The sequence below is a fragment of the Sphingobacterium puteale genome (assembly GCF_003627955.1).
Classification (GTDB): domain Bacteria; phylum Bacteroidota; class Bacteroidia; order Sphingobacteriales; family Sphingobacteriaceae; genus Sphingobacterium; species Sphingobacterium puteale.
On sequence record NZ_RBWS01000007.1, the window covers coordinates 23696 to 39513 of the forward strand.

General features: G+C 42.0%; 10 protein-coding genes. 1 reads left to right on the forward strand and 9 read right to left on the reverse strand.

Translation table 11 applies throughout. From position 1 onward, the window contains the following. Positions 1-460 precede the first annotated feature (460 nt). The 9 genes from D7322_RS09365 to D7322_RS09405 form a co-directional block, all read right to left on the reverse strand. Complete coding sequence (locus D7322_RS09365) at positions 461-2194, reverse strand: thiamine pyrophosphate-dependent enzyme (protein ID WP_245971301.1); 1734 nt, start codon at positions 2192-2194, stop codon at positions 461-463. A 258-nt stretch (positions 2195-2452) separates the two neighbouring features. Continuing rightward, complete coding sequence (locus D7322_RS09370) at positions 2453-4234, reverse strand: DUF4091 domain-containing protein (RefSeq protein ID WP_121123554.1); 1782 nt, start codon at positions 4232-4234, stop codon at positions 2453-2455. A 74-nt stretch (positions 4235-4308) separates the two neighbouring features. Further along, on the reverse strand, positions 4309-5091 hold the full coding sequence (locus D7322_RS09375; protein ID WP_121123556.1) for a M90 family metallopeptidase: 783 nt from the start codon (positions 5089-5091) through the stop codon (positions 4309-4311). 1 nt (position 5092) lies between these two features. Then, entirely contained in the window at positions 5093-5854 is a 762-nt protein-coding gene (locus D7322_RS09380; RefSeq protein ID WP_121123558.1) for a hypothetical protein, read from the reverse strand. Between the two features lie 59 nt (positions 5855-5913). After that, on the reverse strand, positions 5914-7197 hold the full coding sequence (locus D7322_RS09385) for a glucose-1-phosphate adenylyltransferase (RefSeq protein ID WP_121123560.1): 1284 nt from the start codon (positions 7195-7197) through the stop codon (positions 5914-5916). 6 nt (positions 7198-7203) lie between these two features. Then, on the reverse strand, positions 7204-8616 hold the full coding sequence (locus tag D7322_RS09390) for a glycogen synthase (protein WP_121124079.1): 1413 nt from the start codon (positions 8614-8616) through the stop codon (positions 7204-7206). Between the two features lie 89 nt (positions 8617-8705). Next, positions 8706-10664, reverse strand: coding sequence for a 1,4-alpha-glucan branching protein GlgB (glgB, locus tag D7322_RS09395; protein WP_121123562.1), 1959 nt, complete (start codon positions 10662-10664; stop codon positions 8706-8708). 2 nt (positions 10665-10666) lie between these two features. Beyond that, a complete protein-coding gene (locus tag D7322_RS09400) occupies positions 10667-13126 on the reverse strand; it encodes a glycoside hydrolase family 31 protein (protein ID WP_121123564.1) in 2460 nt (819 codons plus the stop codon). A gap of 142 nt (positions 13127-13268) precedes the next feature. After that, entirely contained in the window at positions 13269-13742 is a 474-nt protein-coding gene (locus D7322_RS09405) for a Dps family protein (RefSeq protein WP_121123566.1), read from the reverse strand. 148 nt (positions 13743-13890) lie between these two features. Here D7322_RS09405 and D7322_RS09410 point away from each other — a divergent pair, with 148 nt between their 5' ends. Next, complete coding sequence (locus tag D7322_RS09410; RefSeq protein ID WP_121123568.1) at positions 13891-15579, forward strand: RluA family pseudouridine synthase; 1689 nt, start codon at positions 13891-13893, stop codon at positions 15577-15579. The last annotated feature ends 239 nt before the right edge of the window (positions 15580-15818 follow it).

Below are 15818 nucleotides of genomic sequence, written 5' to 3' on the forward strand. Positions count from 1 at the left end.
AATCACACCAATATTGTTTATAAGTTATAATGCGATAAAAGATTAAAAATAAACAATTTAGTAACAATAAAATTATCCCTAGCGTATTGTAAAGCTAATTTTTATTAGTAAATTGTACACTATAAAATTCAGGAATTCTTAACCAATATTAGTATGAAAGATGTAAGCTTTAAGAAATTTGATAGTGGGTGTACATCCCTCGCTAAATTATCCATTGAAACAGATTTGGCTATTATTGTTAAAGAGAACGTTTCTATTTCTTCGGAATCGAAAATAGAAAAGCTTCGACGCTGTAAAGAAGAGTTATTGAAAAGCCTTTGGTTCGTTCAGCGCCAGTGTTGATATTTAATTCATTAAATTAATAGTCCGAACATTTTTTCTTGAAAAAGAAAGCCTCCCCAACTATATTTTATATTGGAGAGGCTTTTTTATGATGGATTAAGCGTGTTGTTCAGCATTATCAGAGCGATTTCAAGTGCTTATAGTTTGATTTGATGGTATCCCAGACTTCTTCAAAGTTGCCTGACAGCATCAATTTCGCCATACTTTCGGTCATTCCCTTCATTTGGCTAAAGGAAATTTTAGGAGGCATGGCCAAGGCATTTGGACTGGTATAGATATCAATAAGCACAGGTTCATCCATTATGCGAAACGCTTCACTGAGTACACCATCGACCGCTTCTGGTTGAGTCACGGTAAATGCGCGGATTCCCATCGCCTGTGCGACCATGGCGAAATCCGGATTGACCATATTCGTTTCCTGATCCTTCAAACCGGCCACCTGCATCTCTAGCTTGACCATCCCAAGCGAACGGTTATTAAATACGATCAGTTTTATTGGCAGATTATACTGTTTTATTGTAGCCAAGTCCCCGAGCAGCATCGAAAGACCTCCATCACCGCAGAAAGCTATAATCTGTCTTTCAGGATGTGTCAATGCTGCACCAATTGCCATCGGCATGGCATTCGCCATGGATCCGTGATTAAATGATCCAAGCATCTTACGATCCCGCCGCTGATTGATATAGCGTGCTCCCCATACACAGGACATGCCTGTATCCACCAAAAAAATAGCGTCGTCGCTCGCCTTTTGGTCAATCGTATGGGCCACAAACTCCGGTTGAATAGCACATTCACTACCCGAATCATCCACATAGATCATTAAATCCTCTTTTACTTTCTCGTAAGCTGCCAATTGTTTTTCAAGAAAACCTGAATCGCTTCTTGCCTCCACAAATGGTAGGACAGCTTTCAGCGTATGCTCAATATCACCGACCAGGCCATAATCCACGATCGACCGTCGGCCGAGTTTCTCCCCTTCGATATCTATCTGAACAATCGTTTTATTAGTAGGTATAAAATCCTTATAGGGAAAATCTGTTCCCAATAACAGGATTAGATCGGAATGGTGCATACTCTGAAAGGCCGAGGCAGTTCCCAAAAGTCCTGTCATACCGATTTCATTGGGATTGTCCCGTTGAATATCCAATTTAGCCTTAAACGAATAGCCTACCGGTGCATGAATTTTCTGGGAGAGCTGAACAATCTGTTGCCGCGCATTCTTAGCACCAACACCACAGAATAAGGTCACTTTTTCTGCCTGATTGATATATTGTGCCAAACGACCAATTTCCAGATCAGAGGGTCTCACCTGTGGCTGTGTAAAAAACACTTTTGAAGAAGTATTCATATGAACGGCTTCCATTTCAGAAACATCCCCCGGTAAGCCGATGACAGCAACATCGCGTTTGGAAATCGCTTGCTGTAATGCGTTTTGAACCATACGCTGTACCTGTTCCGGACGGGTAATCATCTGATTATAACAAGAACAGTCGTCAAACAATTTAATCGGATTGGTTTCTTGGAAATAGTCTGTACCAAACTCATAGGTGGCACAGGTCGAAGCAATTACCAACATCGGAACACGTGTCTTATGCGCCTCGTAAACACCATTGATCAGGTGAACATGGCCTGGCCCACTACTTCCAGCACAGCAGGCAATCCCGTGCAGATCCGCTTCGGCGGTCGCAGCAAATGCACCGACCTCCTCATGCCTAACATGTATCCATTGCATGGTTCCATCCTCATGAACAGCCTCATTAAAAAAATTCAAACTATCTCCCGTCACGGCATAAATACGTTTGATTCCCGCATCTTTTAAAATACCAACGATCTGGTGTGCTACATTTTTCATACCCATATGATGATTTAAGATTTTGATATCACGACGATGTGTTGATTACGCTATCGCTTCTTTATAACAACAATATTGCGAAACAATGGTTTTGGGTATTCTATTATTGAAGAAAGTACATACCGATCGATCCGTAGTTTTCAGAACAGAGATGACGATTGCAGGCCACGTTTTGCAAGAAAGACGCTGCCTAAAAAAAACAGGCTGCTCCCATCGTATCGAGGAGCAGCCTGTTTATTCAACGCTATGAAAGTTTGATTACTTGATCTTATTGGATAATTCGGTTACAAATGCTTTAGCATCATTGAGGTCATCATTCCAGGCAGCATAACGTCTAGATTTTTTTAGTTTGGCAATTTTTGCATTCAGTTTTGCCAAATTCGTTTGATCGTTAGATTTTTCCAACTTTTCTTTCAGTATATTCACTTTGGTAAAATCCTGAATACCTTCCAACATACGCTCATAACGAATCGAGCTACGACCTTGCGGATAAACAATATAAGTATCCCCCGCCGGCCATGTACGGAATCGTGAATCCTGCAGCGGATTGGCTACCCAGGAATTAAAGGCCCAACGTAACGCGCCATCAAATCCCGCAGCGAGTGCGTACCACCCCATATAGGTCGATTCTGCCGGATCAGAAAATGTAAATTGATTTGGAAACTCATCTGAACAGCAAACATAGAATGTAGTGATATACCCTTTTTTACGTCTTTCAATTAAATCATTTTGATCGAAAGGATCGCCTACAGCAACACTGATATCGGTACTTTTTTGATAACGCTTATAACTTTTATGATTGTCTGCAAAAGCAATTCCAAATTCAGGTACAACACGTTCCAAAAGTTCTACTGCTGGATCCATCTGCTCCTGTGCCCGCTCATCCATCGCGATATTGGTAATTTTCAACCAACCTTTGGCGCTGACATGTTTACTAAAATCCTTTAAGAAAGGTGTCCATAGCTCCTCAAATACTGGCGTTCCGGGTTTTGCGACAACATTGACCAGTTCATTTTTTGCTTCATCAAAATAATGTACTTCATTATTCCATGGCAATAATGAATAGCAATTGATCTGTTTGTTAATTCCCAGGTCCATCATAAATTGCACCCACCTGTCAAATACCGCATAGTTATAACTCCAGGATCCGTCTTTTGCTTTCTTCCAGGTAATCATATCCGCATAGGGATCATAAGTCTGTACATTCCAGGCATCCTTATTTAACGTCGCCGTAATGACCTTCTGCCCTGCAGCAGCCAGCTGCTTCATTGTTGGCTTTAAGGCTTCAAAATGCTCATCACTCCACATCTTAACATTGTTGACACGTGCTACGGATGATGGATGTTGCCACTGATCCAAATGGAATGACCATTGTGAAGCTGGTGGTAATACCTGATCTTGAACATTAACAGTCAGATCCAAATTTTGTATCACCTTACCTTTTTGTTTAACAGCAATGACTGTCTTATATTGACCTGCCGCTGCTCCAGCAGGTACTTTTACAGTAATCCATACCGGACGGACGCGCTTTGCTTCGAGATTATAGCTTTTGAGATCATCCAACATATCTGCAGAAAGTGCGGCCTTAAAGTCCTCAGGTTTACGATAACCACATCCCTCCGCAAATTCATCTGTCATCACATAGCGAACAAATCGTGCTTGTACGGCTTCAGCCGAAATAGATTTGCCAGTAGTTGATTTTAAATCACCTGTCGAAACAACAACATCAGAGGCTGCTGAACTAGTCCACAGGAGTATCTGCGCAGATACCTGCTCCCCTTTCCAGGCATCCACCCTGTTATTGGGCTGGATAGCGATGTTGGGATTTAAAGATTTTGGAAAACGTTTATCGATCGACACAAACGATGCGTGCACACCAGGTTTAACATTTGACCAATCAGAAAGCGTATCCCTTGACGGGTCCGCCATTTCAGTAAAGGTCGTCCCCACAGCATAACGCCCCTGAGAAAAACCTTGATTATTGCCGCAAAATAATAGACATGCGAATGCAATAGTAGAATAAATAGTAGTTTTAGGCATAACAGTTGTAATTAACAAAAAAAGCAAACATTTTCTGTTTGCTTTAAAAATACTAAAATTTTATTTATCTCCACTTAACTTTGCTCAAAAATTCTAGAAAGTGCAGTATAGAGTTCTGGATGTTTTTTTTGAAATTTCGTTGGATTTTCAAAAAAGTATTCGGATGCGACAGCAAAAAACTCTCCGGGATTAGTCATGCCGTAAGTGTCAATATCGGATGTATGTTCTTTGATCTTGTTAATTTCTTCCCGTATTAAATTCATAAAAGGAATTATGGCAGCCTTATCCAATAAATAAGTCGGAACGCCGTCTACTGTACCATCTGTTTTGTCAATGAGATGCACAAATTCGTGGATCGCGGTATTCTGTCCGTCATTTGGATTTTCAAAACCATATTCCAATGCCGATTTGGATAAAATCATCTGTCCATTCATAGCACCCTCACCTACCATTCCCATAATATTCCGGTTTGCATGTCCTTCGAATTGGTAATCTGCATTAAAGTGTGATGGGTAAACCATAATATTGGTCAGGTTTGGATAAGTCCATTTCTTAAAGGCAAATATCGGAATAACGGCGCTCGCAGCAATGAGCATATAATCTTTCAGTTCCAGGGTTACTCCCACACCTTCAATCTTGACCGTATCCAAAAATGCCAGACAGCGCGTTTCAAACTCCTGTTTATCGACAACTGAAAGATGACGATAGTAGGCAACCTCCTGTTCCAGTATATTTTTCCCCTCATCACTCAAAACACGTTTAATTGCCTTATTATTTTTAGAAGTACGGTTCAACAGGTAATAGACAACATAAATCACTACTGGTATGAGCAGTATAATAAAAATCTTTTCCAACATATTATTTTATCTTTATCCAACGTGGGTCTCTGGCTTGCAAATTACGCAAAAAGCCTTTAAAATGAGATGTACCAAATAAGATTAAAATTTTCTGCTGAGGGGCATCAGCCACCAGGGAGGCCAGATTTTCTTCTCTTTGCTGCATAACAAATTCTTTGTCAAACTTATTTTTGAGCGCTGTTTTTATCGGTTTGCAGCTATAAGGTGCATTTAGTGGGGTATTGTAGTCGCAGGCATCCAGCTGTATGGTACCATAACGGTATTCAAAATCATCCAGTAATTTATTTTTAGGAATGTCAGCATTGACAGCAGTTTCATAGTTGACCAGAAAAAAAGAATAATCCGGCTGGCTGATAATACGCTGTCCCAGTTTGCGGTACAATGGAGCTCTCAATACGCGGGAAGTATCTCCGGGAGTTTCAATACATTGCTGCAGTCCGAGGCGATTACCGGTCAATTTTCTAAACTTGCGGTCATAAAGGTCGCGTTGAGCTGCGCTATCCACCTGATAAGCGATACTTTCATAAAAAACGACATATCCTGATTTTTGAAGAGAATCTACAGCAGTCTGTATCTGATCATAATATACGCGAGTCCCTAAATGCCGCATCGGAATATAAATGATACGGCGATCGCCGTTATGGAGTTCAAATTTCCGCGATGCATCCCGCAAAACGCCTGTACTCTGCACCATTAGGGAAGTATCACAGGCGGCCAGTACGATCAACACAAAAAGAAGGGAGATAATCTGTTTTAACTGCATTTTTTTATTACAATAACACGCAATTATAACAATATATTATCTCCCTTGTTTAAATAAATTTATACTGTTGTCAGCCCGATAGTGGTACCACTCGGGATAACGGCATTTTTCTTGATGACCACGATGCCATCACAAACCGTGTAAGTCTGGTGGTTAGCATCCAATAAATGAGGACCGCCATTGATGCGAACATCATTTCCAATGCGACAGTTCTTATCCAGAATCGCATTTTCGATATAGCAACGTTCTCCCACTCCTACAATAGGCATATTTTTTCTTTTGGCTTCGTCCATATCTGAAAAGTCCTCGTAATAGTCTGATCCCATCATATAGGTCCCGCGTACCACCGAACCGATACCGATACGCGAACGCACACCGATCACAGAACGGTCGATCTTATCGGCATGAATAATACATCCATCGGAAATAACGGAGTTGATCAAGGTTGTCCCCGAAATCTTAGATGGTGGCAACATGCGTGGTCGCGTAAAAACCGTATTTTTATCAAACAGGTTAAAGGCCGGAATATTATCGGTCAGCCCGATATTGGCTTCATAAAATGAGCCGATCGTTCCGATATCTGTCCAATAGCCCTCATATTGATAACTGAGCACTTTTATATTTTCAATCGCATCCGGGATAATCTCTTTTCCAAAATCCATCCCACTGTTTTCTTCCAGCAGACGTTTTAGTACACCTTTACTAAACACATATATACCCATAGATGCGAGGTACTCCCTTCCCTCCGACTTCAAATGATCGCTCACTTCTGAACTCCAGTCCGCCAGCTGTTCCCGATTGGGTTTCTCTATAAACGAGGTAATGTGGTTGTGCTCATCCGATTTAAGAATTCCAAATCCTGTTGCGTCTTTGCCGTTGACAGGAATGGTCGCAATTGTCAAATCGCCTTCATTCTGTACGTGGAAATCCACAAGTGCATCAAAATCCATCTGATAAAGCTGATCCCCTGACAAAATTAAGACGTAATCGTAATCTATGCTTGCCAGCTTCTTGAAAGATCTGCGCACGGCATCTGCTGTACCTTCAAACCATTTGTCACCATCATTAGTTTGTTCAGCCGCTAAAATGTCGACAAAACCCTTACTAAAAATACTAAAGTTGTACGTATTCTTAATATGCGAATTCAATGAGGACGAATTGAATTGTGTCAACACAAAAATCTTATTGAATCCCGAATTGAGACAATTCGAGATGGGGATATCAACCAAGCGATATTTTCCTGCAATAGGAACAGCTGGTTTAGACCGTTGATCGGTCAAAGGATATAGACGCGAGCCCCTTCCCCCGCCCAGAACGATAGCTACTACATTGTGATGTGACATATCAAATTAAATTAATTGGTTATATAGACTTATGTATTTTGCTGCGGATTTATCCCAGGAAAAATCCAAACTCATTATTTTGTGCTGGTTGTCCTCAAATTCAATCCTATTTTCATAGTATTCGACCGCCCGGATAACCGCCTTTCTGATTTCAGCCACCTCAAGCGACTCAAAACCAACGCCGTACCCATTGTTTTCCAAATCAATGACCGTATCTTTCAGACCACCCACACGGTGTACAATCGGCAAAGTACCATACTTCATGGCATAAAGCTGATTGAGCCCACAGGGTTCAACCCGTGAAGGCATCAAAAGAAAGTCTGCGCTTGCATAAAGCCAGTGCGCAAGATTTTCATCATAACCAAAGAACACATCCAAATTTTCTATCTTTTCATCCACGAGCATTTTTACCCGTGACTGAATTGCCGGATCCCCGGCACCCAATATAAATATACTCAATCTGCCCGAAAAATTTTCCGTCAAATCCAAAATTATATCCGGCAACAGATCAGCGCCTTTTTCGGTCGCAAAACGCCCTATAAACACGAGCAAAGGGAGCTTCGGATCAATTTTATATTGTTGCGCAAGTGCCTGCTTATTTTTAAGTTTACCTGCAAAGACTGAAGCAAGATCGTAATTTTCAATCAAGGTATAGTCTTTATCCGGACTCCAGATATCCCAATCAATTCCATTGACGATACCGACGGACTTGTGACGCTCGTCATAAAACAGATGCTGGAGACCATTTGCCTCCACGTAGAGTTCTTCAAGATACCCCTCCGAAACGGTCGTATAGGCGTCACAGCACTTAATCAATGCGGCAAGTGGATTGATCAGACCATCCCAATCCAAAAGCCCCCATTTCCAGCTGTCGAATCCGGGTAATAGAATTGCCTTGCTCCAATGTGTCCAGCCCTGGTATTGACCGTTGTGTACTGTCGCAACAGTCATCACTCCGGAAAGGAAATTATATTCATTGCTATACTTCATCAGAAAAGGCATCAAGCCAACATGATGATCATGGCAATGCACAATATCCGGTATTATTGCCTTCGCTTTAAACCAGTTTAATACCGCATGCTGAAAAGCTATAAACTGCTCTCCTTCATCCGGATAACAGTAGACCTCCTGACGATCCAGTTTACCCGGTATTTTTATTAAATAGAGTTCAAAACCAAGTGTGTTTTCTTTTTCTTTAAAAACAGAATAGTTCAATAATTCAGACCCTTGATAAAAAGCTCCCTCTTGAATTACATCAAAGGAATGCTCCCTAACAAATGGGCGATCATACCAAGGCATGATCACCGCCGCTTCCACGCCAAGTTTAGTTTGATACTTGGGCAGTGCACCAACGACATCCGCAAGACCACCAACCTTGGCAATTGGGTAACATTCGACACTTAAATGAAATACTTTCATCTGTACATATTTTTCCTCCATCGCGCAGATGGAACTTATCCTATTAAAATTTACTTTCACCGCCCCTCTCCGGTCATGGACACATCACCCTAAACAGGAACGCGTTCCGCAGACTTCACGGGAGCGGTTTCTTCTCGATCCTTCTTACGTTTGAGGATATAACCACCAAGCGGTGGAAGATCTACCTGAGCAGACTGCGCCCGGTTCATCCAATGCAGTTGTTCACTTGCAACATGTTGACTACAGATTCCTGAACCGAAATAATGAAGATCGTCCGAACTTAATACCACTTCCCATTCACCAGCATAAGGCAGACCTATTCGAAAATCTTCACGGACAACAGGCGTCAGGTTGATTACGATCACCGTATCATTCCAGGAGTCAAAAGCTTTACGCCAATAGACCAAAACCGAATTTTCCCGGTCGCCGGCATCTATCCATTCAAATCCAGATGAATCAAAAGCTCTTTGAAAGAGACTGGGCTGCTGCCGATACGTCGCATTTAAGTCTGCCACAAATTTTTTCATTCCCTGATGCGGCATAAATTCCAGCAGATGCCAATCGAGCGATTGATTCACGTTCCATTCAGACGTTTGGCCGAACTCGCCCCCCATAAACAGCAGTTTAGTTCCCGAAAAAGTGTACATAAACAGGTATAAAGCCCTCAAATTGGCAAATTTTTGCCACTCATCACCGGGCATTTTATAAATAAGAGGCTGTTTTCCGTAGACAACTTCATCGTGAGACAAAGGAAGCATGAAATTCTCATGAAATGCATATACTGTAGCAAAAGTGATGCGATCATGATGGTACTTTCTATTGATCGGGTCTTCCTTAAAATAATCCAGGGTATCGTGCATCCACCCCATCATCCATTTCATCCCAAAACCCAAGCCTCCGGCATAGGTCGGCCTACTCACTCCCGGCCAGGATGTAGATTCTTCAGCGATCGTCTGCACATCTGGAAAATGAGCATACACAGCCTCGTTAAATTCTTTCAGAAATTGTACAGCTTCGAGGTTTTCATTACCACCAAACTCATTCGGAATCCATTCACCCGCATTTCGGCTATAGTCTAGGTATAACATCGAAGCCACAGCATCGACACGAAGCCCATCGATGTGAAAGCGATCCAGCCAATAGAAAGCATTGCTGATCAGGAATGAACGCACTTCATTGCGTCCATAATTAAAAATATAGGACTGCCAGTCTGGATGAAAACCTTTCCGCGGGTCTTCATGCTCATAGAGACTCGTACCATCAAAACGAAAAAGTCCGTGGGCATCCCCCGGAAAATGTGAAGGCACCCAATCCAGTAGCACGCCAATACCCGCAGCATGTAATTCATCAATCAAGAACATCAGATCCTGAGCGGAGCCATACCGCGAACTTGCTGCAAAATAACCAGTAATCTGATAACCCCAGGAAGGATAATAGGGGTGCTCCATCAGCGGCATAAATTCTACATGTGTAAAATTCATTTCCTTAACATAAGTCACCAATTGCACGGCGATCTCGCGGTAATTTAATAGTGTATCCGAGCTCTCCGGATCCCTTGCCCATGACCCCAAATGCAGCTCGTAGACCGACCAAGGTTGATCCAGTCTATTCTTTACGATACGCTCCTTCATCCAGTTGCCATCATTCCATTCATACCAAGTCGAATGAACAATGGAAGCCGTCTTAGGGGCTACCTCCCACCTGAATGCAAATGGATCACCTTTTTCCAGTTCCTCTCCCGATGAAGTCTGAACACAATATTTATAGGTTTCACCATTGGCTATTCCGGGAATGAATCCTTCCCAGATGCCACTGGTATCCCAACGGACATTTAACGGATGACTCCCCTTGTCCCAAAAATTGAAGTTTCCCGTTACGGAAACGGATTTTGCATTTGGGGCCCAAACCGCAAAATAAACGCCTCTTTCACCCTCTACTTCCAGTTCATGCGAACCAAATTTTTCATACAGTTTGAAATGCCTGCCCGCCTGGAACAGTGCGACATCAAATTCCGAAAAAAGACTATGCGGTATTACTTGATTGGCCATGTTTAACCCTCGATCAATATGTTATCAAATTCACGTGCGACATTAATCCAATATCGCCCCTGTTCATCTTGTTGTACTTTTGTGTCTATTCCATCTGTTTTTACTTTTTTTACCCTAAACGGCAACCCGATCAATTGCAATTTATATTCTTCGTACCGCTCCGTAAATAATCCATCGCGGGTCTGTTTGATTGACAGGGAATCTTTTAATCCGGACACCGTAAAGCATTTCTCCAGATAAATATCCTGCTCATACGCGAAGGTATCACCATGATCGGAATACACGTAAGAACGATGCACCCCCTCCGAAAAATAGATATTCAATTGCAGTTCCTCCACTTTCTTTTCTCCGGTATACTGCATGACGGGATATTCCGGAATAACTGATCCACCACGAATAAATAGTGGCATTTCATCCAAAGGTGTTGCAATGGTATGTTCCTTGCCGCCCACATATACCGCGTTACTAAAATAATAGAACCAATCTCCCGCAGGAAGGTAGACAATCTTGCTTTTCTGGCCGGGCTGCAACACTGGCGACACCAATATTTTATCGCCAAAACAGAACTCCTCTTCCCGCTGCCAATTGGTCGGAATATGTTGCTCAACCATTGAAATAGGACGTAAGATCGGATAGCCATATTTGGTCTGTTCCCAAAAACAGGTGTAGATATACGGCAAAAGCTGATAGCGCAGCTCAATAAATTTTTTATTTATTTTTTCCCAATCTTCACCAAAGCTCCAGGGCTCGCGGTCACGGGTATCACCTGCGGAATGCACACGCATAAATGGTGAAAAAACGCCAAATTGCATCCATCGCGTAAAAAGCTCACCATCCGGTTCCCCTGTAAATCCGCCAATGTCGGTTCCACAGAAAGACATTCCTGAGGTCGACAAGCGTTGCAACTGTAAAGTCCCCAGTTTGAGATGCTCCCAGCTGGCTAAGTTATCTCCTGTCCATACCGAGGAATAACGTTGTGTGCCTGCATAAGCCGCTCGTGTAATGGTAAATGGCCTTTTATTCTTATACAGTTTCTTCAGGCCGTCGTAGGTCGCACGCACCATCTGCATGCCGTAGACATTATGTGCTTTTCGATGTGACCCGCGATGGCCATCATATTGATGTCTGACATCATCCGGAAATGTCCCTCGACCAAAAACTGCTGGTTCATTCATATCGTTCCAAAAGCCCGCAACTCCGTCCTCCACTAGTCCCTGGTATAAAGTTCCCCACCATTGACGAACTTCAGGATTCGTAAAGTCAGGAAATTGACAGCGTCCGGGCCAAACAAATCCCTCCATAAAATAATCATCGCCCCTTCGACAGAAATATCTATTCTCCTTTCCTTCTCTAAATACCCAGTAATTTTCGTCAACCTTAATTCCCGGATCAATCATAACCACCGTCTTAAAGCCCTCATTGGCAAGATCGGCAATCATTTTCTTCGGATTTGGGAAATATTGCTTATTCCAGGTAAAACAGCGGTACCCATCCATATAGTCAATGTCCAGGTATATGGCGTCACATGGGATCTGTCTTTTACGGAATTCTTCGGCCACCTTGCGTACATTCGCTTCCGGGTAATAACTCCATCGGCACTGGTGGTACCCAATAGCCCATAATGGTGGCAAATAATGTGTACCGGTTAAGGTATGATACCTTCGGATTACATCAATAATATGGGGGCCATGAATATAATAATATTGCAATTCACCACCCTCAGACCAGAAACTGGTCTTACCCTGATCTTCAGCGGCAAAGTCAAAATAGGTTTTAAAGGTATTATCAAAGAAAATGCCGTAGGCTTCCCCATCTTTCAACCCGATGTAAAAAGGGATCGTTTTGTACAAAGGATCCTGATCGTAAGCAAATGCATAAGTATCCGAATTCCAGTTTTTTAATCGCTTTCCGCGAAGGTTAAGTTTGGTTGCCTTGTCGCCTAGCCCATAAAATGCTTCGTTTTCAAAAGCTACCTTTGTACTATAGACGTAATATCCGCCGAAATCCGGATTTTCCTCCCAATGCATAGGTGCCTGATCCGCATTAAACAATTTTCCGGCCCGATCCGAGAAAGAAATCAAAAAATCTTCTTTATTGATCCGGCAGGAAATCGTGTTCGTATGCACACTATAGTGATCTTCTTCCTCTTTACACTGATGGATGCTGACGCGATGATCTTTCTTTGCCAGCGCATAGGAAAAGTCTTCTAAAAACGTTCCTTGTGGCGCCAATCGAACACGAACAATCTCATCAGTTACGATCTTAATCTCCACTTTTGCCTTACCATCGGAAAAATAGTATGATTTATCGTTTTGGTTGTGGGATACAACATTTTCGAGGTATTTCTTTTCAATTTTGGGCAGATCCAATACCGGATTGTTCACATGATGCATACTCTCCAAAGTACCATCATTTTCTTCCTCGTTTAGTGTGGTTTGATTTAGGTTGTCGTCTTCAAGCATAGCTGTATTATATTAAATGTTTCTGAAGGCTTAATTCCTCTTTAAGATAGAAAAATTATCCCGCGCCGACAACAAATCATACAAAAAAAATCCTGCCAACTCAAATGGGCAGGATTGTTTGTATGAAATGAGTCTGTCTTTACTATTTTATAAAATGGGCACGGAGCATCCAGGCCATTTTTTCATGTTTTTCCAATAAGCCGACCAAAAAATCCTCCGTACCATTATCCGCCGTACCTTCGACAACTGCAATATCAGCACGAATCGACATCGCAATAGACTCATGATCTGTTAACAACTCTTTGTAATAAGACTGGCTATCGGTCTTTTCCGATGTGGATTCTGTCAAACGTGTTAATTTCAGATATTTATCAAATGAACCCACGGCATAATGGCCCAAGGTACGAATACGTTCCGCAACTTCATCAATAACTTCGGCCAGCTCATCGTATTGGGATTCCAAAAATAAATGAGCAGCATGAAAATCAGCTCCCTCGACATTCCAATGCGCATTGCGTGTTTTCATGTAGATAATATGCTCATCAGCCAATAAGACATTGAGCAATTTCGCAACTTTTTTTAAGTCTGCATCTTTAATTCCAATTGAAGTTTTCATATCGTGTTTATTTGTTAACTATAGCTTTTAATCGCTTAGTTAAATTTACCAAAAAAAGCAGGGAAAACAAAAAAAAGCGGTGTTAAAATGTCATTTCAATCGCATAATAACCGTATTTTTGCGAGCAAACTATCATTAAAGGAAGACTGTGAGTACTTTAGACAACAACGCTTATTTTCATGCATTCAAGGAAGATATTTCGGGTATCGAACTCCCGTTGCGATTCACTTTTCCATTTTGCTATGAGCCGCATCCGCTAGCCATTATTGCTGCGCAAGAACTCCAGGCCTACCTTGAGATACAAAACGAGTGGACACATAACTTTGGTCTTGAAGAAAATAATGACGGTCATGCCATCGGCAAGATGTTCGGTATATTGGTTGTCCGCGATCAGCAGCATCGCCTCGGATATCTTGCTGCTGTATCAGGCAAGCTTGCCGGCAGCAACAAACACAGACACTTTGTCCCCCCTATATTTGACATGCTTGAAAGGGATGGCTTCTTTTTAAATGAAGAAGTACACTTAAATGCGCTTAACAGAAAAATTGAACTTCTTGAAAACAGCGAGGAACTGGCACAAACAAAAAGCAATCTCAATAGACTAAAAGACCAATGGGACACAACGCTTGACCTGCTCAAAACAAAACTCAGAAATCAGAAAAAAGAACGTAAGGAAACCCGAACTAGATTGCGCCCTATCCTGTCAGACGAAGCGTATGAAACGCTGATGGAAGATATGCGCAGCCAAAGCTTAAAGGATAAACAAGAACTTCAGCGCTATCAATATAACATGCATCTGGCCCTGGAATCGGAGAACCTTAAGCTCCAACAATTGCTTTCCGATATTTTGACAATGAAAGAGGAGCGCAAGATCCGATCAGGCAATCTGCAAAGACAACTTTTTGAACAATATAATTTTTTGAATGCTGAAGGTCAGCCAAAGAATGTGATTGCCATTTTTCAGGATTTTGACCAAAGTACCCCCCCTGCAGGCGCCGGAGAATGTGCTGCGCCGAAATTGTTGCAATATGCCTACAGCCACAACCTTACCCCCATAGCATTGGCCGAGTTTTGGTGGGGCTGTTCGCCTGCTTCCGAAATCCGCAGACATAAAAATTATTATCCGGCCTGCCGTAAAAAATGTGAACCTATTCTGGGATACATGCTTCAGGGACTTACAGTCGACCCGAATCCCATGCAACAGGAAACAACATTGCAAACGGAACTCCCCCAGATCTATGAGGATGAAGATATTATTGTCTTCAACAAGCCCGCAGAGTTTTTATCCGTTCCCGGTATATATGTGAAAGATTCCGTCTATAATCGTGTTCTCAAACGCTATCCAAATGCCGGCCCGATTATTATCCACCGTCTGGACATGTCCACGTCGGGACTTTTGGTTGTAGCCAAAAACAAGATGGCGCATCAATTCATACAGGATCAATTTATACAACATACCATAACGAAGGAGTACATTGCTTTACTCGACGGTGTTATTGAACAGGAATGTGGGCTGATTGATCTGCCCCTTCGTGTGGATTTGGATGACAGACCCCGGCAAATGGTGTGTTATACCCATGGAAAGCCAGCTCAGACCAAATGGGAAAGAATTGCTGTCGAAAATGGTAAAACACGAGTTCGATTCTACCCATTAACAGGCCGGACACATCAACTCCGTATGCACGCTGTTCACCCAGAGGGACTGAATACTCCTATCTTCGGTGATGATCTATATGGCAGAAAAGCCAATAGATTACATCTGCATGCTGCTTTTATTAAATTTATTCACCCAGGCTCCAGACAGGAAATCTCTTTTCAAATCCCATCCGATTTTTAGCAATATTGACTATATCGTTACAAAAGTCAATAAATAGTGGACTGGAAAATCATCGTGAAGTCAAAATGTGGAGGTTAAATAATTGATCTAAATCAATTATTTAATACAAACCACTAAAAAACAACTATTTAAACCTTAAAAGAAGGAACTAGGTTTCTTTTATTACATTACAATAAGATTTTAATTATTCTTAATTTTTTGTTTCCTTTGTTCACTGATTTTTTGATTTTAATACTTAT

Coding starts and splice junctions, on each gene's coding strand:
- D7322_RS09365 (WP_245971301.1), bottom strand. CDS start 2,194: ATGAAAAATGTAGCACACCAGATCGTTGGTATTTTAAAAGATGCGGGA.
- D7322_RS09370 (WP_121123554.1), bottom strand. CDS start 4,234: ATGCCTAAAACTACTATTTATTCTACTATTGCATTCGCATGTCTATTA.
- D7322_RS09375 (WP_121123556.1), bottom strand. CDS start 5,091: ATGTTGGAAAAGATTTTTATTATACTGCTCATACCAGTAGTGATTTAT.
- D7322_RS09380 (WP_121123558.1), bottom strand. CDS start 5,854: ATGCAGTTAAAACAGATTATCTCCCTTCTTTTTGTGTTGATCGTACTG.
- D7322_RS09385 (WP_121123560.1), bottom strand. CDS start 7,197: ATGTCACATCACAATGTAGTAGCTATCGTTCTGGGCGGGGGAAGGGGC.
- D7322_RS09390 (WP_121124079.1), bottom strand. CDS start 8,616: ATGAAAGTATTTCATTTAAGTGTCGAATGTTACCCAATTGCCAAGGTT.
- glgB (WP_121123562.1), bottom strand. CDS start 10,664: ATGGCCAATCAAGTAATACCGCATAGTCTTTTTTCGGAATTTGATGTC.
- D7322_RS09400 (WP_121123564.1), bottom strand. CDS start 13,126: ATGCTTGAAGACGACAACCTAAATCAAACCACACTAAACGAGGAAGAA.
- D7322_RS09405 (WP_121123566.1), bottom strand. CDS start 13,742: ATGAAAACTTCAATTGGAATTAAAGATGCAGACTTAAAAAAAGTTGCG.